This window comes from Pacificispira sp. HM-600 (assembly GCF_977993705.1).
The window spans coordinates 283,200-302,220 of record NZ_OZ388079.1 but is presented as its reverse complement, the minus strand read 5'-3'; the positions used below and the strand labels follow the sequence as shown (position 1 = coordinate 302,220).

19 protein-coding genes are annotated in these 19,021 nt (G+C 68.9%); 11 read left to right on the top strand and 8 right to left on the bottom strand.

The genetic code is table 11. The annotated features are described in order from the left end of the window. Positions 1-4: 4 nt before the first annotated feature. The 6 genes from ACXZ1E_RS01415 to ACXZ1E_RS01390 all read right to left on the bottom strand — a co-directional run bounded on the left by ACXZ1E_RS01415 (position 5) and on the right by ACXZ1E_RS01390 (position 7,069). On the bottom strand, positions 5-742 hold the full coding sequence (locus ACXZ1E_RS01415) for a sirohydrochlorin chelatase (protein WP_304689012.1): 738 nt from the start codon (positions 740-742) through the stop codon (positions 5-7). Next, on the bottom strand, positions 739-1,881 hold the full coding sequence (locus ACXZ1E_RS01410; protein ID WP_396641246.1) for a uroporphyrinogen-III synthase: 1,143 nt from the start codon (positions 1,879-1,881) through the stop codon (positions 739-741). Before ACXZ1E_RS01410 ends, ACXZ1E_RS01415 begins: the two co-directional genes overlap by 4 nt. Further along, positions 1,878-3,110, bottom strand: a complete 1,233-nt coding sequence (gene cobA / locus ACXZ1E_RS01405) for a uroporphyrinogen-III C-methyltransferase (RefSeq protein ID WP_304689014.1) — start codon at positions 3,108-3,110, stop codon at positions 1,878-1,880. The genes ACXZ1E_RS01410 and cobA overlap by 4 nt, the downstream gene beginning before the upstream one ends. Then, a complete protein-coding gene (gene nirD, locus ACXZ1E_RS01400) occupies positions 3,107-3,538 on the bottom strand; it encodes a nitrite reductase small subunit NirD (RefSeq protein ID WP_304689015.1) in 432 nt (143 codons plus the stop codon). Before nirD ends, cobA begins: the two co-directional genes overlap by 4 nt. Then, positions 3,535-6,111: a nitrite reductase large subunit NirB gene (gene nirB, locus ACXZ1E_RS01395; RefSeq protein WP_304689017.1), complete on the bottom strand. Its 2,577-nt coding sequence runs from the start codon at positions 6,109-6,111 to the stop codon at positions 3,535-3,537. Before nirB ends, nirD begins: the two co-directional genes overlap by 4 nt. A gap of 292 nt (positions 6,112-6,403) precedes the next feature. Continuing rightward, positions 6,404-7,069, bottom strand: a complete 666-nt coding sequence (locus ACXZ1E_RS01390; RefSeq protein WP_304689018.1) for a GAP family protein — start codon at positions 7,067-7,069, stop codon at positions 6,404-6,406. A gap of 135 nt (positions 7,070-7,204) precedes the next feature. Here ACXZ1E_RS01390 and pyk point away from each other — a divergent pair, with 135 nt between their 5' ends. After that, entirely contained in the window at positions 7,205-8,668 is a 1,464-nt protein-coding gene (gene pyk / locus ACXZ1E_RS01385; RefSeq protein ID WP_458042978.1) for a pyruvate kinase, read from the top strand. Positions 8,669-8,696: 28 nt separating this feature from the next. On the opposite strand, the gene map is transcribed toward pyk, so the two are convergent. After that, complete coding sequence (gene map / locus ACXZ1E_RS01380) at positions 8,697-9,479, bottom strand: type I methionyl aminopeptidase (RefSeq protein ID WP_458041687.1); 783 nt, start codon at positions 9,477-9,479, stop codon at positions 8,697-8,699. A 131-nt stretch (positions 9,480-9,610) separates the two neighbouring features. Here map and ACXZ1E_RS01375 point away from each other — a divergent pair, with 131 nt between their 5' ends. The 9 genes from ACXZ1E_RS01375 (at position 9,611) to ACXZ1E_RS01335 (ending at position 16,930) form a co-directional block, all read left to right on the top strand. After that, a complete protein-coding gene (locus ACXZ1E_RS01375; protein ID WP_232711612.1) occupies positions 9,611-10,162 on the top strand; it encodes an MFS transporter permease in 552 nt (183 codons plus the stop codon). A 165-nt stretch (positions 10,163-10,327) separates the two neighbouring features. Continuing rightward, complete coding sequence (gene rplS / locus ACXZ1E_RS01370) at positions 10,328-10,675, top strand: 50S ribosomal protein L19 (protein ID WP_036296357.1); 348 nt, start codon at positions 10,328-10,330, stop codon at positions 10,673-10,675. 166 nt (positions 10,676-10,841) lie between these two features. Further along, the gene (lepB, locus tag ACXZ1E_RS01365) at positions 10,842-11,606 is read left to right on the top strand and encodes a signal peptidase I (protein WP_051513090.1); all 765 of its coding nucleotides are present in this window, start codon (positions 10,842-10,844) and stop codon (positions 11,604-11,606) included. Next, positions 11,603-12,259 carry a ribonuclease HII gene (locus ACXZ1E_RS01360; protein WP_036296355.1) on the top strand — a complete coding sequence of 219 codons (657 nt, stop codon included), beginning with the start codon at positions 11,603-11,605 and terminating at the stop codon, positions 12,257-12,259. Before lepB ends, ACXZ1E_RS01360 begins: the two co-directional genes overlap by 4 nt. 76 nt (positions 12,260-12,335) lie before the next feature. Beyond that, complete coding sequence (locus ACXZ1E_RS01355; RefSeq protein ID WP_036296353.1) at positions 12,336-12,662, top strand: DUF2469 family protein; 327 nt, start codon at positions 12,336-12,338, stop codon at positions 12,660-12,662. A 127-nt stretch (positions 12,663-12,789) separates the two neighbouring features. Next, positions 12,790-13,152: a YraN family protein gene (locus ACXZ1E_RS01350; RefSeq protein WP_458041686.1), complete on the top strand. Its 363-nt coding sequence runs from the start codon at positions 12,790-12,792 to the stop codon at positions 13,150-13,152. Next, positions 13,149-14,675: a YifB family Mg chelatase-like AAA ATPase gene (locus tag ACXZ1E_RS01345; protein ID WP_458041685.1), complete on the top strand. Its 1,527-nt coding sequence runs from the start codon at positions 13,149-13,151 to the stop codon at positions 14,673-14,675. The genes ACXZ1E_RS01350 and ACXZ1E_RS01345 overlap by 4 nt, the downstream gene beginning before the upstream one ends. Next, entirely contained in the window at positions 14,672-15,958 is a 1,287-nt protein-coding gene (gene dprA, locus ACXZ1E_RS01340) for a DNA-processing protein DprA (protein WP_458041684.1), read from the top strand. The genes ACXZ1E_RS01345 and dprA overlap by 4 nt, the downstream gene beginning before the upstream one ends. Before the next feature lie 15 nt (positions 15,959-15,973). Then, positions 15,974-16,930: a tyrosine recombinase XerC gene (locus ACXZ1E_RS01335; RefSeq protein WP_458041683.1), complete on the top strand. Its 957-nt coding sequence runs from the start codon at positions 15,974-15,976 to the stop codon at positions 16,928-16,930. A gap of 160 nt (positions 16,931-17,090) precedes the next feature. Here the strand turns inward: ACXZ1E_RS01335 and ACXZ1E_RS01330 are convergent, their stop codons facing one another. Then, positions 17,091-17,651, bottom strand: a complete 561-nt coding sequence (locus tag ACXZ1E_RS01330) for a murein hydrolase activator EnvC family protein (RefSeq protein WP_458041682.1) — start codon at positions 17,649-17,651, stop codon at positions 17,091-17,093. 326 nt (positions 17,652-17,977) lie between these two features. Here ACXZ1E_RS01330 and rpsB point away from each other — a divergent pair, with 326 nt between their 5' ends. Beyond that, positions 17,978-18,973, top strand: coding sequence for a 30S ribosomal protein S2 (gene rpsB / locus ACXZ1E_RS01325; RefSeq protein WP_458041681.1), 996 nt, complete (start codon positions 17,978-17,980; stop codon positions 18,971-18,973). The last annotated feature ends 48 nt before the right edge of the window (positions 18,974-19,021 follow it).

The following is a 19,021-nucleotide window of genomic DNA, read 5'->3' as shown; positions in this document are numbered from 1 at the left end:
TCGTTCAGCCGACGGTCGCGACGCTGTCGGCCCGCAGCTGCTCGGCCGCGGCGCGGTAGCGCTCGACGATCAGAGCGGCGATGCGCACATCCGGCGCAAGCGGAGCGGTCACGACATCCGCGCCCGTCCGCCCGATCACGTCGTGGAAGTGGCCGGGCGCGAGGACGTAGCTCGCCGCGATAACCCGTTCCGCTCCCGCCGCGCGGGCTGCCGCGATCGCAGCGGGGATGCGCGGTTCCGCCCCCGCCGCGAACCCGACCGTGACGGGTGTCAGGATGCAGCGCTGCAGGAGCGCCGCCATGCGAGACACGGCCACCGCGGCGGCGGGGTCGCTCGAGCCGGCCGCCGCGAGGACGACCGCGTCACCGCCCTGCAGCGCGGCTTCGGCGAGACGGGACTCCAGGACGAGCGCGAGCAGGTCGTGGGGTCCGAGGGCGGGCGCGGGGATCGCGCGACCCGGATGTGCGGCGACGGCACGCGCGATGTCCACCCGCGTGTGGAACCCGGCCGAGAGGAGGACGGGCACCACCACAGCGGCGCGGTCACCTGTCCTCTCGGCGGTCCCGTCCGAGATAACTCGCGCCACGACGTCGTCGATCGCGGGCTCCTGGACGTCGACGAACGCCTCTTCGACGCGCACGTCCGGCAGCAGGGCGCGGACCTGGTCGAGCTGTGCGGAGATCGCGGCTCGCCCCTCGATGGATCGGGTGCCGTGCGAGCAGGCGATGAGGGTGGGGGTCATGGTCGCTCCTCCACGCTTTCGATCGTGTTGAGGCGGTAGCCGCGCTTCACGACGGTTTTGATCAGGTCCGGTTGCGCGAGAGACTCGCGAACGCGCGCGACGGCCATCTCGACGGCATGGGTGTTGTCGCCCGAGCGGGGCAGCGCGCCCTGCAGGCTCGTCCGAGAGACCACCCCGCCTCTCGCATCAAAAAGCGCCGCGAGGATGGCGATGCCAGCGCGGGAGAGCGGGATCAGGCGTCCGCCCAGCACGGCGCCCGTGCTACGGATCTCGAGGCGGCCGGCGACGGTGTCCAGCCCGACTGAGTGACCACCGCCGAAGTGCGTCACGACAGCGCGGACGAGTGAGCCGAGGCGGCCGCGTTCCGCGACGAGCGGATCGAGGAAGGCGGCCTCGAGCGGTCCCGCGGTGATCGGCCCGACGGCCGCCACGAGCACGCGGCCGCGCCCGACTCGCTCCCGGATGTCATCAAGAACGTCCGCACGCCGCGCGGCCGCCACCCACTCCTGCGCTCCCGGCGCCGAGGTGAAGAGCACCGCGTCGACCTCGCCCACACTCGTCGCGATCACCGACCGCCGGACGACCTCGGGGTCGGGTGGCGGCCCCCACCGGTACATGGTCAGGCTCACGACATCCGCGCCGTGTTCGCCGAAGAGCTCATCGAGGCCGTCCGCGCCCGATCCGTGGTGTTGAACCGCGATCCGCTTGCCGGCCACGCCCTCGGCGAGCAAGAATTCGCCGAGTTCCGTCGAGGTCTCGGACTCGGCCACCCAGTCCGCGGTGAATCCGGCCTGCTGGATCGCCCCGCGTGCCTTGGGCCCGCGCGCGACGATCTGCGCGCCGGCGAGTGCGGGCTGGAGCGCGTCGAGCAAGCCGGCCTCGTCGGCGGCCTCCATCCATCCGCGGAACCCGACGCCCGTCGTGACGACCACGATGTCGGGTGGGCTCTCGACGAGTTCCCGGGTGCGGGCGATGAGTGCTTCGTCGTCGATGTGCGGCACGATCGTCAGTGCCGGCGCGTGACGAACGGTCGCGCCGTGCCGCTCCAGGGCCGCCGCGAGTTCGCCGGAGCGACGATCGACGGCGATGACGATCGTGCAACCGGCGAGCGCGGCGGACAGGGTGGGGCGTTCGGTCACCGGCGTGCGTCACCCGCCAGCACGTGTTCGGGCAGCAACAGGTTCGCGTCGGCGACCCGGCCGATCACGATGACGGCGGGGTTCTGGACTCCGGCGGCCGCGGCATCCTCGACGGCGCTCCCGAGCGTGGTGCGCGTCGTACGCTGGCGCGGGGTGTGACCGCTCTCGATGATCGCGATCGGGCGGTCTGCCGGGGCGCCCGCCTCGAGGGCCGCAGTGACGAGCCGGGGCAGGGCGGCGACGCCCATCAGCACCACCGTCGTGACGGCGGCGTCCCCGATCGCCGCGAGGGTCGCCGAGCTGATCTCGGCCTGCCCGTTCACGACGTGCACCGACGCGGCCGTGCCGCGATGCGTGACCGGGATGCCGGCTGCCGCCGGAACCGAGACGATGCTGGTGAGCCCCGGAACCACCTCGACGGGGACGCCGGCCGCGAGGCACGCCGTGACCTCTTCGCCGCCTCGACCGTAGACGAACGGGTCGCCGCCCTTGAGGCGTACGACGCGCTTGCCCGCGAGCGCGTGCGTCACGAGCAGCGCATTGATCTCGTGCTGTGGCACCGGATGGTGGCCCGGCTGCTTTCCGACGTCGAAGATCTCGACCTCGGGGTCGAGTTCGGAGAGGACATCCGTGGGACCGAGGCGGTCGGCCACGACGACATCCGCTTCCGCCAGCAGGCGGCGGCCGCGGACCGTCATCAGGTCCGCGGGGCCGGGTCCGCCACCGATGAGATCGACGCGACCGGCCGCGCCCGCGCGCCGACGACGGAGCGGGAGGCGACCCTCGCGCAACTGCACGCCGATCGCGTCGCGCAGTTGCGCGGCACGGCGGGGGTCCACGCCGGCATCCGAGACGACTCCGACGACGACGTCCCCGGACCGTGTTTCGGCGGTGAGGCGGGCCGTCCCGTGCGCGCCGTCGGATGCGTTGACGCACAGCACGCGGCGACTCTCGCACGCCGCGGCCAGGTCCGCATCCGCTCTCGGGTCTCCCGTCGCGGTGTGCACGAGCCAAGCCTCGCCGATGTCGGCGACTTTTGCACGCCGGGACGTCCACGAGAGTCCGTGCTCGTCCACCAGCGCCCGCACGTCCTCGCACAGCTCGGGCGCGACGATCCGCACGCGTGCTCCGTCCTCGAGAAGACGACGCAGGCGCCGGGCGGTCACCGCGCCCCCGCCCACCATCAGCACATCGCGTCCGGCCAACGAGACACCGAGCATCGTGGTCATGCGTTTCCCTCCAGACGGATGAAGACATCGCCGTCACGAACGGCGGCGGGCCAGACCTGTAGCGACGCCGGCTCCTTGCCCTGCGTGTCGAGGCAGACGCCGGTGCGGAGGTCGAAGACCTGCTTGTACATCGGCGAGGCCACGGTCGGTGCTGCCTGGCGGGTGCCGACGATGCCGCGCGACATGACGTGGGCGCCGCTGTACGGGTCGCGGTTCGACACGGCATACACGCGACCCTCGTGGGTGAGGAACAGGGCGAATTGGACGCCGTCGACGAGGGCCGCTCGACCGCGTTCGGTCTCCAGCGCGTCGAGCGGGCAGATCCGGACCCACGTCGTCTCGGGGGAGCCGGGCTCGGTCGATGGGACATCGGCCCCGCTGAACTCGGTCGTCCGGGCTGGGGTGATCCCGGTTTCGCCGATGGTCATCGGCGCACCTCCAGCGTCGTTCCGGCGATCAGCACGCGCCCGCCATCCTTCTCTTCGGCCGTCGCGGGCCGCGGCTGTCGGCGTTCCACGGTGTAGGCGAGGGACGGATCCGGGGTGGTCGGCGCATTCACGAACGACGCGAAGCGGCTGAGCTTCTCGGGATCTTCGAGCGTGGCTTTCCACTCGTCCGCGTAGTTCGCGACGTGGGCGGCCATCGCCGCATCCAGGTCAGCGCAGATGCCCAGGCTGTCATCGAAGATCACGCGACGGAGCTCGTCGATTCCGCCCTCGAGGTCCTGGAACCACGGCGCGGTTCTCTGCAGACGGTCGGCCGTGAAGATGTAGTACATCAAGAACCGGTCGATCGCGGTGAGCAGCTCGTCGTCGCTGAGCCCCTCGGCGAACAGCACGGCGTGCCGCGGCGTGAAGCCCCCGTTGCCACCCACGTACATGTTCCACCCGGCCTCGGTCGCGATCACCCCCACGTCCTTACCGCGGGCCTCGGCACACTCGCGCGCGCAGCCCGACACACCGAGCTTGATCTTGTGGGGGGAACGCAGCCCGCGATAGCGCAGTTCGAGGTGCACGGCCATCCCGACGGCATCCTGGACGCCGTATCGGCACCAGGTGGATCCGACGCACGACTTGACCGTGCGCAGCGACTTGCCGTACGCGTGACCCGATTCGAAACCCGCGTCGACGAGACGCCGCCAGATGTCGGGGAGCTGCTCGAGCCGTGCCCCGAACATATCTATGCGTTGCCCGCCGGTGATCTTCGTGTAGAGGCCGAAGTCCTGGGCGACCTGGCCGATCACGAGAAGGCCTTCGGGCGTGATCTCGCCGCCGGGGATACGGGGAACGACCGAGTAGCTGCCGTCCTTCTGCAGGTTGGCCATGACGTGGTCGTTGGTGTCCTGCAGCGTCGCGTTCTCGCCGTCGAGGACGTGCGCTCCGACGAGGGTCGACAGGATGCTCGCGAGTGCCGGCTTGCAGATGTCGCATCCGCGTCCCGACCCGAAGCGCTCGATGACGGCGCTGAACGTGCGAAGCCCCGAGACCCGTACGGCGTCGAACAGCTGCCGCCGCGACAGCTCGAAGTGCTCGCACAGGGCGGTGCTGAGTGTTGCGCCCGTCTTGATCAGCTCGGCGCCGACGATCTTCTTGATCATCGAGACGCACGATCCGCACGCGGCTCCCGCCTTGGTGCAGGCCTTGACGGCGGCAACATCCTGGCATCCCTCTTCGCCGACGGCGTGACGGATGGCGCCTGCCGTGACGCTGTTGCACGAGCACACGAGCGCGCCGTCCGGCAGCTCGGCCGTCGGCGCGGCGACCCCGTCGGCCGGCATCAGGTACGCGGCGGGGTCGCCGCCGAGCGGGCCACCGACGAGGGGACGAAGCGAGCCATAGGCCGACGCGTCACCGACGAGGATGCCGCCGAGCAGGGTCTTCGCGTCGTCCGACAGCACGAGCTTCTTGTAGACACCGGTGATGGGATCGGCGTAGACGACATCGAGGGCACCGGGCGTCGTGGCGAACGCGTCGCCGAAGCTCGCGACATCCACCCCGCTCAGCTTCAACTTGGTCGACAGGTCGTAGCCGGGGAAGGATGCTTCGCCGCCGAGCAGTCGGCTCGCGGCGACCTCCGCCATCGCGTAGCCGGGGGCGACCAGGCCGACGCACGCGCCGTCGTAGTTGGCGACCTCGCCGATCGCGAGGATACGCGGGTCGCTGGTCGCGCATCCGTCGTCGATCACTACGCCGCCGCGCTCGTGCACCTGCAGGCCGGCCGCGTGCGCCAGCTCGTCGCGCGGGCGCACACCGACGGTGAAGATCACGACGTCGGTGCTCTCGCCGGTGCCGTCGCGGAACGCGATCGCGTTCACGTGGCCGTCGGAACCGCTGTCGATCCGCATCGTGAGGGAATCGGTTCGGACCCGGATGCCGCGGGCCTCGATGAGTCGGCGCAGGGCGTTGCCACCGCTGAGGTCGAGCTGGGCCGACATCAAGCGGTCCGAGGACTGCACAACGGTGCACTCGACGCCGAGTTCCTGCAGGGCGCCGGCGGCCTCGAGACCGAGCAGCCCACCGCCGATCACCGTGCCGGTGAGCGCGCGGCCGAGTTCGGCGCTGCGACGCTCCACGAAGGCGCGTAGCCCTGAGACGTCGTCGAGCGTCCGGTACACGAAGCATCCCTCGGTCTCGCCACCGTCGACGGCGGGGCGCGCGGCGAACGAACCGGTAGCGAGCACCAGACGGTCCCAGCCGATGTCCTCGCCGCTGGCGGCGGTGACGTTCGCCCTCTCGAGATCGATGCGCGCCACCCTGTCGCCCGCGACGAACCGGACGCGTTCATCGGCGAGCACCGATCGTTCCAGGCTCAGGGCATCCGCGTCCGCTCCAGAGAAGTACCCCGTCAGCCCGACCCGGTCATACGGATGCCGTCCCTCGTCGCCGACGACCGTCACGCGCCACTCGGCGCCGGCTCGGCTCAAGAGACTCTCGACGAATCGGTGCGCCACCATCCCCGCACCCACGACGACGACGTGTTGACCCGTCGTCGCGTTGCTCATGTCGTCACGGTACGTCGGTGATGTTGCCGCGTCATCAGCGGAGTGTTTCGTGGCGTCGACAGTATGCGACAACCGGGCGGATGGCGTCCGATCGCTGGCCGGGCGTTCTGCGTCCTGGGTCATGACGTCTCCTGCGGTCGGCGGGTGCGGCTGTCCGTCGAGGCTAAAGGCGCGGTGTTTCGACCCGTCGCGGGCTTCGATTACCCGCAGCGAACGTTTCGCTCACTCGCGGTGCACGCGGATTGTGAGATCGATGTGGGTGACCGTGCGAACGATGTCGGACTGGTGCCGATCAGAGCCCTTCGATGCCTCTCCCGATGAGGAGGAACCCGAACACGACCAGGAGCAGCGTCATGATCGCGGAGTTGTGGAGTGTGAGCCAGTCGCGCAGGCGGACCAGCACCGCCGCCATGCGCTTCGGTGCGACGGTCGACGCGAGAACAATGGCGAGGACCGCCGCCGCGGCGAGAACCACGTAGACGAGGCCCGCCGCCACGGCCGGGCCGCCGATCAGTCCCGCGGCGCCGATCGAGATACCGGCCGCGACACCGAGCAGGGCGTTCTTCGGGTTCGCCGCCGAGAGGAGCAGGCCGAGCCCCACGGCGCGCGCGGGCGAGGCGGACATCAAACCCGACATCCAAGCGGGGAGCTCAGGCTCCGCTCGGCGATTCTTGACGAACTTTCGCACGGCCATGAGCAGCAGGACGATGCCGAAGACGAGGCGCGCCCACGAGGCGATCGCCGTTGTGCCCTCGGCATCCGCGCTTCTCAGAAAACCCGCCGCGAAAGCACCGATCGCGACGACGAGCCCGCACCCGAGGATCCACCCCGCGGCGAAGGCCGATCCGCTCGCGCGTGGGCGCGGAGACATCATGATGAGGACGACGGCGATCAGGGGAATCGGGCTGAGCCCCGCGGCGACCGCGAGAGGCAGGATGTCGCCGATGACCTCGTTCATGACCCGATCCTGGCAGATCGGAGCATCCGGGTGTCGCCGCCGCCGTTCGTTACGTGCCGTTCATCTGCAGCGCCATCGATCGCGCAAGAATCGAGCGGGGCCCGAGGTGCGGGCGCGAAGGGACACGTGACACGTATGCGCCGCGCGAAGATCGTCGCCACTCTGGGTCCAGCCTCGTCGTCGTATGAGGTGATCGAGGGGCTCGTTCGAGCAGGGATGGACGTTGCCCGCCTGAACCTCAGCCACGGCGCGTACGCGCAGCACGAACAGACGTACGCGAACGTGCGCCGTGCGGCGGACAGCACGGGCCGAGCGGTCGGGATCCTGGTCGATCTGCAGGGCCCGAAGATTCGCCTCGGCCGGTTTGCGGATGGACCCCACTTGCTCGGGGCCGGCGACATCTTCACGATCACGACGGAGGATGTCGTGGGTACCCGCGAGGTCGTGGGCACGACATTCGCGCCTCTCGCCCGGGACGTGAAGGTCGGCGATTCGATCCTGATCGATGACGGCAAAGTGCGGCTCCGGGTGCTCGAAACCGACGGCGTGAGCGTCCGCACCGAGGTCGTGGTCGGCGGAGCGGTCTCCAACAACAAAGGCCTGAACCTACCCGGGGTCGACGTGAAAGTTCCGGCGCTCAGCGAAAAGGACGAGGCCGATCTGCGCTGGGCGCTGGCGCTCGGCGCCGACATGATCGCGCTGTCGTTCGTGCGGTCAGCCAAGGACGCGCATCCCGTTCGCCGGGTGATGGCAGAAGAGGGCCGGTTCGTGCCCGTCATCGCGAAGATCGAGAAGCCGGAAGCCGTCGCCGTCTTGCATGAGATCGTCGACGCGTTCGATGGCGTGATGGTCGCGCGTGGCGACCTGGGCGTCGAGCTGCCACTCGAGCAGGTGCCGATCGTCCAGAAGCGGGCGGTCGAGGATGCGCGACGCTGGGCGAAGCCCGTGATCGTCGCCACGCAGATGCTCGAGTCGATGATCGAGAACCCCGTGCCGACGCGGGCCGAGACGTCCGATGTCGCGAATGCGATTCTGGATGGCGCGGATGCCGTCATGCTCTCGGGTGAGACGGGCGTCGGGGCACATCCGATCACCGTGGTCGAGACGATGGCGCGCATCATCGCCTCGACCGAAGAGCAGGGGCTCGATCGGATCGTGCCACTCGGAACCAAACCGCGCACGCAGGGCGGTGCGCTGACGTTGGCCGCGGCGAGCATCGCGGACTTCGTCGACGCGAAGTACGTGTGCGTCTTCAGCCAGTCCGGGGACTCTGCGCGACGGATGGCTCGGCTGCGCTTTCGTCTGCCGACCCTGGCCTTCACGGATCTCGCGACCACGCGGTCGCGCCTCGCGCTGTCGTGGGGCGTCGAGACGTTCCTCGTGCCGCGGGTTCCGACGACGGATGAGCTGATGCGGCTCGTCGACGAGGTCCTGTTGCAGACGGGTCGTGCGGTGCCGGGAGACCGGGTGATCGTGACGGCGGGTGCCCCTCCGGGGATTGCCGGCTCGACGAACAACGTGCGGGTCCACCGCGTCGGAGACGGCGTGGGGGCGGACATCGCGAGCGAACTCGCCGCACGCGCCCCGGTCGGTCACTGAGCTTGTCGAAGTGACGAGCGGTGCACGATCACTTCACGCCGAGGAATGACCGGTCGGTGAGCACGATCGGTCCGTCCGCGGTGATCGCGATGGTGTGCTCGGCATGAGCGCCTCGCGAACCATCCGCACTGCGGAGCGTCCAACCATCCGGATCCGTGATCAGCTCGTCGGTCGTCTGCAAGAACCAGGGCTCCAGCGCCACCACCAGGCCCGCGCGCAGCGGGTAGCCGCGACCGGCTTTGCCGTCGTTCGGGATGTGCGGGTCGCCGTGCATGATGCGCCCGACGCCGTGGCCACCGAAGTCCGTATTGATCGAGTAGCCCTCGCCGTGCGCGACACCGGCGATGGCAGCGGAGATATCACCGATCTTGTGGCCGACGGTCGCGCTCGCGATTGCAGCATCCAGGGCGCGCTCCGCCGTGTCGATCAGGCGCAGGTCTTCGTCCCGCGGTGTGCCGACGACGAACGACACCGCCGAGTCCGCGACCCAGCCATCGACCGCCACCGCGAAATCCAGCGATACCAGGTCGCCGTCGCGAAGGACGTAATCGTGGGGGAGTCCGTGCAGCACGGCATCGTTGATCGACGTGCAGATCACTTTGCCGAACGGGCTCGCGCCGAACGACGGGTGGTAGTCGATGTAGCAGGACTCCGCTCCGGCGCGCTTGATCAAGTCGTGAGCACGACGATCGATCGCGAGCAGGTTGGTGCCGACTTTCGTCTCGTCGCGCAGCGTCGCGAGCGTTTCAGCGACGAAACGTCCGACGGGACGCATCGCTTCGATCTCGGCGGGGGTGCGCAGTTCGATCATCGTGTTCCTTTCCTGCTTACCCTCCATTGTGTCGGACTCCCGGCGGCGTCCCCTCCGACAGCGCTGAGAGGTTGCCCAGCGCATGCACTCCGGCGCCCGTTCCGGACGCGACGAGGCGTACCATCGTTCACATGTGGCTGCGGCGTGCTTTCTTCCACTGGTTGATTCCAGCCGCCTTCTTGCTGCCCATCTGGCTGCTCGTCGGCTGGGGAGTGTTTCAGGGCGGCGCCGGACCCTTCCTCTGGGTTCTGTTCATCGCGGTTCCGTCCGTCTTCCTCGGCCAACTGCTTCTGACCCTCCTGGTTCGCGCTCGTCCGACCGTGCGCGCGCAGCGCGCCGTCTCGTGGTGGGATGTCGCGGGTTTCGCGCTCTGGCATGCGCTGACGATCGCGGTCGGCTTCTTCGGCCCGTGGTTCGCGCCGCTGCTGGTCGGCGCGATCATCGTGGCCGTGGCGCTTTTCTGGTTGAGCCTCTGGCAGCTCTGGAGCGAGGCGCGCTCGGGCACAGGCCGAGTCGTGCTCCGTTACTCGACCGCTTCCGGCGGAGTCACGCCAGGCGGAGTCACTTCGGAGGGCAACACCTTCGATGGAGTGCGCGCGGCGCGCGAGTCGAACACCCGCGACGGGGACGTGATCGTCCTCTCGGAGACAGCCCAGCCCGGCGAAGGTCGCGTCTCGCACTGACGCGGTTTGGCGGCCCCGGGCATCCGTGGCAGAATAGGCGTTTGTGCCGCGACCGGCTCTGCCACAGGGGAGTCCAAGGGTCGAACTGATCCCGCATCGCACGACCTTCATCCTTTTCACACCTTCACCCGCGCCCGACCCGTGGCGGACGCAGAGAGATAGATCATGCAGATCCTCGACGCCGTTGATGCAGCATCGCTGCGCACAGACATTCCCGAGTTCGGCCCCGGTGACACCATCAAGGTGCACGTCAACATCACCGAAGGAACGCGCTCGCGTATCCAGGTCTTCCAGGGTTTCGTGCTCGGTCGCTCGGGCGATGGCGTGCGCGAGACCTTCACGGTCCGCAAGATCAGCTTCCAGGTCGGCGTGGAGCGTACCTTCCCGGTGCACAGCCCGGTGATCGACCACATCGAGGTCGTCACCCGCGGTGACGTCCGTCGCGCGAAGCTCTACTACATGCGGAACCTGCGCGGCAAGAAGGCCAAGATCAAGGAGAAGCGCGACAACTGAGTCGCCTTTTCCGACAAGACCCCGTGGTTCACGCCACGGGGTCTTGTCGTTTTCAGACCATCTGATCGATGTACGGATGTGCGCGTGCCCGGCGTCTGCGCGCGCCCGGATGTGCGACGCTTGATGAACGGGCGCACGACACTTGCGAGCCGTGAAGGACGAGACCGTGAGTAGCCCCGCAACAGATATCCCTGAGACCCCGCCGCGAGCGCGCAGCCGTCGCCGCGGAGCGCTGGCGCTGTTGCGCGACATCCTGGTGATCGTCCTCGTGGCGGTTCTCGTCTCGTTCCTCGTCAAGACCTTTCTCGTGCGGTCCTTCTACATCCCCTCGGGGTCGATGGAGAACACGCTTCTCGTGAACGACCGCATCCTGGTCGACGAGATCACCCCGCGCTTCGGGGGCTACGCCCGTGGTGACGTGGTCGTGTTCCGCGACCCGGGTGGGTGGCTGCCGCCTTCGACGCAGCCCGATCGCGCGCCGGTTGTCGAGGCGTGGGAGTGGGTGCTGTCGTTGGTGGGCTTGGCAGCTCCCGACAGTGAGGACCATCTGATCAAGCGGGTCATCGGTCTGCCCGGCGATCACGTCCAGTGCTGCAACGCCCTCGGACAGATCACGGTCAACGGTGTGCCGATCGACGAGTCGGCCTACCTGTCCCTTCCTCCCGGTGAGACCGCCGCATCCGCGGATGCGTTCGATGTCGTCGTGCCCGAGAACAGCCTGTGGGTCCTCGGCGACAACCGGTACCGCTCGAAAGACTCGCGCTACAACCAGGAACAGCCCGGGCGAGGCTTCGTGCCGCTCGACAACGTCGTGGGTCGGGCGTTCCTCGTCACATTCCCGTTCTCCCGGTTCGGCACGATCGACTTCCACCACGAAGTGTTCGGCGGCGTGCCGGAGCCCGAGGCGGCCGCGGGGGCCCTCGCGCAATGACCGTCATAGAGCCGCGCCTGACACTCGAGCGTCGACTGCTTCGCGAACGGCCGATCGTGATCGCGTGTGACGAGGTCGGGCGCGGAGCTCTCGCCGGTCCTGTCGCCGTGGGAGCGACGGCGGTCGACGCTGGTCGTGCACGCAAGCGGATCCCGCAGGGGCTACGCGACTCGAAGCTCGTCCCCGAGGCGCGGAGAGCGGATGTCGCGGCTCGGGCGGCCGACTGGGTCTCTGCGAGCGGGGTCGGGTGGGCCTCTGCCGCCGAAGTTGATGAGGTCGGGATCATGCGAGCCCTGGGGCTGGCGGCCATCCGCGCTCTCGCGGACCTGCGAGCCCACGGGATCGAGCTCGAAGAGGGGATCGTCATCCTCGACGGCAACTACGACTACATCACGGCGGCGGGGGCGACGGGCCTGACGGTGCAACCCGTCATCAAGGCCGACCGCGACTGCGCGAGTGCGGCCGCCGCATCCGTCATCGCGAAGGTCGCGCGTGACGCCGTGATGACGGGTCTGCACGATGATCTGCCGGAATACCAGTGGGCGCGAAACAAGGGCTACGCGAGTGCCGAGCATCGGCTCGCGATCGACGAGCACGGGCTCAGCCCTCACCACCGTGCGTCTTGGGCGATTGCGCCCGCCACGCTTTTCTGAACTCCACGCGTCTCGGGACTCCTGCTTTCTGCATGAGCCGGACGAGAGGTGCCGGGGTAACTAGGATGGAACCACCATGGATGACGATGTCTTCGAGGACTATGACCGCGAACTCGAGCTGGCGCTCTTTCGCGAATATCGCGACGTCGTTTCGCAGTTTCAGTATGTGATCGAGACCGAGCGACGCTTTTATCTCGCGAATGAGGTCAATGTCGTTCGCCGCGATACCGAGCACGACTTCTACTTCGAGATCACGATGAACGATGTGTGGGTGTGGGATATCTACCGCGCCGACCGATTCGTGAAGTCTGTGCGGGTGTTGACGTTCAAGGACGTCAACGTCGAAGAGCTTTCGCGCCGCGACTTCGAGTTGCCGCAGGAGCTGTCGCTCGACGGCGAGTAGCGCTCCGCCCTCCACATCGACCTGAATCTCGGCCGATCCCCGGAACGGTCGTTCACGCTCTGCTCGCTGTGTGCGCGCTGCGAGGGTTGACCCGCATCGACCAACGGTCGGGCGGGAGGAGCGGCCGATGGCGCAGAAAGACGAGCGCGGGCGAGCGGGCGAGCAGCGGGCGGCGGAGTATGTGGAGCGACTCGGCTACACCCTGATGGACCGCAATTGGCGGTGCGATCAGGGTGAGCTGGACATCGTCGCATCTCAGGGCGATGACCTCGTCTTCATCGAGGTCAAGACGCGGCGCGGCACGGGCTACGGGCATCCGTTCGAAGCGATCACGCCGGAGAAGTTCGCGCGCCTGCATCGTCTGGCGATTGCCTGGATCATCGCCCATCCGGGGTCCGGCTGGGGGCGCAGCATCCGCATCGATGCGATCGGCATCGTCGGCGACGACCCCACGACGGGAACTCTCGAACACCTCGAGGCGCTCCGATGACGATTGCGCGCACGTGGTGCGTCGCGTTGAGCGGCATCGATGGATCGCTTGTCGAGGTCGAGGCGGACCTGTCGAGTCAGTTGCCAGAGTTTCGTCTCATCGGTCTACCTGACAAGGCCCTCGGTGAAGCACAGCTGCGGGTTCGGAACGCCACGGCAAACTGCGGGATGCCTCTACCCGCCCGCCGCCTCACGGTCAATCTGTCGCCTGCCAGCCTTCCCAAACATGGTTCCGGTTTCGACGTCGCGATCGCCGTTGCCGCCCTCGCGACAGCCGGCGGTTTCGATGCAGCGTCGCTCGCCGAGACAGTACACCTCGGTGAGCTCGGGCTCGACGGTCGCCTCCGGCCCGTGCCCGGGATACTGCCGGCGGTGCTGGTGGCGGCGCGGGCAGGCATCCAGCGTGTGGTCGTTCCCCACGCGAACGCGGACGAGGCGCGGCTGGTCGACGGGATCGACGTGCTCGGGGCAGTCTCGCTCGTCGACGTGGTGCGACTGCACGGGGTCGATGCCCCCGACGTGGATCTCGAACCGGTGCCGCGCGCCGCGATGCCCGTGGCGTTGAATCGTCCTCCTGAGCTCGCCGACGTGGTCGGCCAACGCGAGGCTGTCGAGGCTCTGATCGCCGCCGCGGCCGGCGGCCACCACCTGTTGATGTCGGGTCCGCCGGGAGCCGGCAAGACGATGATCGCAGAGCGCCTGCCGGGCATCCTTCCTCCCCTCACCGACGACGAGGCTCTCGAGACCGCGGCGCTGCGGTCGCTGTCTGGCGAGGCGGTCGATGCGCTCAGCCGCACACCACCCCTCGAGGCGCCGCATCACAGCGCGTCGATGGCCGCTCTCGTCGGGGGTGGCAGCCGACTCGTGCGTCCCGGGGCCATCGCGCGGGCCTCGGGCGGCGTGTTGTTCTTGGACGAGGCCGGCGAGTTCCCGGCATCCGTCCTGGATGCGCTCCGCCTTCCGCTCGAGAAGGGCGAGATCACGATTCACCGCTCGGGTGTGGCCGCTACGTTCCCCGCCCGGTTTCAACTGGTACTGGCGACCAACCCCTGTCCGTGCGGAAATCACGGCGTTCCGGGCGGATCCTGCACGTGCCCGCCTCAGGCGATCCGACGGTATGTGGGACGGCTTTCCGGCCCCCTGCTGGATCGCGTCGACATCCGATTCGGGCTCATGCGCGTCTCGCGGGTTCCGGGGCTCGCCGAGGCCGACACAATCACGACCGCGGTGGCGCGAGAGCGAGTGGCCGGCGCCCGGGACCGCGCGAGGGTTCGTCTGACCGGTACGCCCTGGCAGACGAACGCGCAAGCATCCGGGGCCTGGCTGCGTCAGGGACCGCTCGCCCTCGCTCCGGAGCTGCGTCGCCCGCTCGACACGGCGCTCCAACGCGGAGCGCTGACTCTGCGCGGTTACGACCGCACGCTGCGCGTCGCGTGGACCCTGGCGGACCTCGGCGGGCGAGACCGGCCCGCACTCGAAGACATCGGGCGGGCCCTGTTTCTCCGCAAGGGAGTTCAGGCGTGAGCCTCGACCTGCCGGAGCGCGTTGACGACAGGCGCGCTCAGCTCGAGGGGATCGTGCCCGCGGGTGTGACCGACGAAGCGGTGTCGGATGCCTGGGCGCGGGCGATCTGGAGCCTCATTTCGGAACCCGGCGACGGCGTCGCGGGCCACCTGGTGGCTGCCCTCGGCGCTGAGGTGGCCTTGAACGAGATCCGGTCGAAGGCATCCGCTCGCAGGGAATCACGGTCGATGGCACTCACGGCGGGACTGAGACGGTGGTTGCCGCGTTTGAACGGCATCGCGGTGGACGGGATGTTTCGGACGGCCCGGTTCGCTCGGCTGCGGCTCGTGACGCCGGACGACGCCGATTGGCCGCGCGGCCTCGAGGATCTCGGCGCCCACGCGCCGATCCTCCTCTGGGTGCGCGGAAGAGGAGAGGCCTTGTCGCTGCGGGGTCCGCGCGTGGCGCTCGTGGGGGCACGCGCATCCAGCGCCTACGGTGAGCTCGTGGCGGGCGAACTCGCCGCGGACCTGGCCGATCGCGGCGTGTGTGTCGTGTCCGGTGCTGCGTTCGGAATCGACGGCGCCGCTCATCGTGCCGCGCTCGGGACGGGCGGTACCACGATCGCCGTGCTGGCAGGAGGGGTGGACCGCCCCTATCCGACGAGGCATTCCGAGATGATCGCGCGTATCGCCGACCACGGCGCTGTCATCGGCGAGGTCGCGCCCGGCGCCGCCCCGACTAAGTCTCGCTTTCTCGAGCGCAACAGGCTGATCGCGGCGATGTCGGACGCGACCGTCGTCGTCGAGGCGGGTTGGCGGAGCGGATCGCTCAACACGGCGGGGCATGCGGCCGCGCTCGGCCGGCCCTTGGGCGCTGTGCCCGGTCCGATCACGTCCGCAACCTCCGCAGGCTGCCACCGCATGCTGCGGGAGTTCGACGCGACCTGCGTAACGTCGGCCGCGGACATCATCGAGTTGACCGGATGGGAAACACACCCGCTACAGACCGCGGCGCGACCGGTTGCTCGGGATGCGGCCGGGCGAGACGGGATGCCGGGCGAGAGGACCCAGACCGATGGGTCCGCGGAGCACACGCCGAGCAGCTCGGGGACGACAGCAGGGCGTGGCGTGCTCGATGCGCTGGGCACCCGCACGCGGAGATCCAGCGATGAGATCGCGCGACGAGTGGGATTGGCGCCGACCCAGGTGGAGGCGCAACTCGGTCTGTTCGAGCTCGAGGGGCTCGTCATGCGAGAGGACGGCGGCTGGCGGCGCGCCGCCGCGCGACCGGAGCGGGGATGAGCGCATGCTGGGATCGTGGACTGGCACGAGGCATCCGAGGCGTTCGAAACGCACCTCAGCACCGTGCGTCGCCTCTCGCCCGCGACGACCCGCGCTTACCGCTCCGACCTCCGAGACCTGATCGAAGTCGCCCTGCTGACCGGTGTGCAAACGCCCGCCGATACCGACCTCGAACTGCTCCGTGAATGGCAGGGACTGGCGAGTGAGCGCGGCGACGCGCGGGCCACCCTTGCACGTCGAACCGCGGCCATTCGGTCTTTTTTCGCCTGGGCGCTTGAAACGGGAGTTGTGACGCAGGATCCGAGCCTGCGTCTGGTCGCACCCAAGCGTGGACGCACGCTCCCGACCGTCGCGACCGCTCCTGCTGTCGCTGAAATGCTCGACGGGCTCAACGCGCTCGCTGAGGGGGGCGATCCGCTACCGCTGCGCAACCGGGCGATGCTCGAACTGCTGTACGGGGCAGGCGTTCGCGTCTCCGAGTTGTGCGGCCTCGACCTCGGCGATCTCGACCTCGACCGGGGCACGGCACGGGTGCTCGGCAAGGGATCGAAGGAGCGCGTCGTGCCGTTCGGCGCGCCCGCCCGTCGCGCGATCGACGCTTATGTCACGCGGGGACGGCCCGAACTCGTTGTGGAGACCTCAGACAGCGAAAGCGGCCCGGCCTCGGCGGGAGGCTCCGAGACAGGGGGGAGCGGCAGCGCGCTGTTCCTCGGCTCGCGCGGTGGCAGGATTTCACCGCGGGCCGTCTATGCCGTCGTCTCACACCGGTTGGCACCGACCCTCGGCGTCGAGCACGTCGGCCCGCACGCGCTCCGGCACTCGGCCGCGACCCACCTGCTCGACGGCGGGGCCGACCTGCGGACGGTGCAAGAGATCCTCGGGCACGCGAGCCTCGGCACGACCCAGATCTACACGCACGTCTCGAGCGAGCGGCTCCGCGCCGCCTATCGCCTAGCTCACCCGCGCGCGTAACGTCGAGGCGGTCATCGAACGGACGCGACTCGCCGCGCGACGTGAGTGACATGCGGCGAGTCGCGACCGTTCGCGAGTGGGCGGATGCTGACGGTTGCTGTGCTTGTCAAAGCGACCCGTGGGCCCGGCGGTCACCTCGACAAACTCAGTGACCGGGTGCTCAGTGAGCGGCTCGGCGTGCGGCGTACGGAAGCAGGACCGCCCGGGGCATTGCGCCGAGCAGCACCAGCGGGTTGAGATATTCGCCGTCCATGCGGGCACCGAGATGCAGGGCCCCGGGTTCCGTATGTCCACCGACCGACAGCATCCCGACCACGTCACCGCGCTGCACCCATTCGCCGGCAGCCACTGTTGCTTCGACGGGCTCCAGCGTCGAAACGATGCCTCGGCCGTGGTCGATCGTCACGACGCTCCGGTCAACGACGCGGCCCGCGAATGCGACGACGCCGTCATCGGGAGCGCGGACGGATGTCTCACCGCGCGGCGCAATGTCGATGCCCCGGTGGCCCGGACCATAGGCGTGCGCGGGTGCCACGTAGTCTCGGACGATTCGAAACGGTGGCGCCACCGGCCACGACCAGGCATTCGCATCGCCGCGGTCCGTTCCACCGATTTCCGTCTCATCGGCCAGCGCGGCGGCGCCGAACGAGCCGGCGAGCAGCACCGCCGTGAGGACGACCGCGCCCGCCCGCACGAAGCGGAACGGTGCGGCACGAGGCATCCGATCAGCATGCGTCCCTCAGTGCAGCGTCGACCGTCGGTCGCCGACGTCGGGGGAAACCACCCGCCGCCCGGATGCGGGGGAGGAGCCGTGTGCGGCGGCCACCATGTCGCTGTCCTCGACTGATACACTGGCAGAGCACCTCGTTTACGGGGTGACTTCGCGTGCCCAGAGCGCTGTGATCCGAGGATCACGCGTGGCACATACTCCCCACGGTCTCGCCTCACGGCGAGTGGGAGTGTGCCGGACACCAGGACACGTCGCCCGACCGGAGCGACGAATCAAACCGCAAGAGGCGCCGCGTGGTGCCAAGACAGGAGTCGGCCATGGCCGTCGTTACCATTCGCCAGCTGCTCGATTCGGGCGTGCACTTCGGACACCAGACGCGTCGGTGGAACCCGAAGGTGAAGCGCTTCATCCTCACCGAGCGCAGCGGCATCCACATCATCGACCTGCAGCAGTCGCTGTCGTACATCGACAAGGCGTACGACTTCGTCAAGGAGACGGTCGCCCGTGGCGGCACCGTGCTGTTCGTCGGCACGAAGAAGCAGGCCCAGAGCGTCGTCGCCGAGCAGGCGACCCGCGTCGGCCAGCCCTACGTCAACCAGCGCTGGCTCGGTGGTCTGCTGACCAACTTCCAGACGATCTCCAAGCGTCTCGCGCGTATGAAGGAGCTCGAAGAGCTCGACTACGAGGTTCCCGCGAACAGTGGCTTCACCAAGAAGGAACTGCTGATCAAGAAGCGCGAGCTCGACAAGCTGCACAAGTCGCTCGGCGGAATCCGCAACCTGACCAAGACGCCCTCGGCCATCTGGGTCATCGACGCCAAGCGCGAGCACCTCGCGATCAACGAGGCCAAGAAGCTCGGTATCCCCGTGATCGGCATCCTCGACACGAACGCCGACCCGGACGAGTTCCAGTACCCGATCCCCGGCAACGACGACGCGATCCGCTCGGTGGGCCTGCTCACCCGCATCATCGCCGACGCTGCCGCCGAGGGTCTGATCCAGCGGCACCAGCCCTCGGGCGAGGCCGAAGCGGCAGAGCCGCTCGCCGACTGGGAGCTTGCGCTTCTTGAGCAGGGCACTCCCGAGCAGTCCTCCGCTGACACCGCGAAGGTTGCGGAAGAGGCTCCTACCGAGGCCGTCGCCAGCGAGCTCGTCGCCGACGAGCAGGCCATCGAGGGCGCTTCCGCCACCGAGTCCGCCACGGACGCCGAAGGCGCCACCGGTCACGACCAGACGATCGCCGAGGCCGCGGGTCTCGACGCCGCGGACGTGAAGGCCGCCGAAGACGCAGCCGCGCCGGCCTCCGCCGAATAAGCGCGTGGGCTCGCCGGGCGGGATTCCGTCCGGCGAGCCATCACCCCG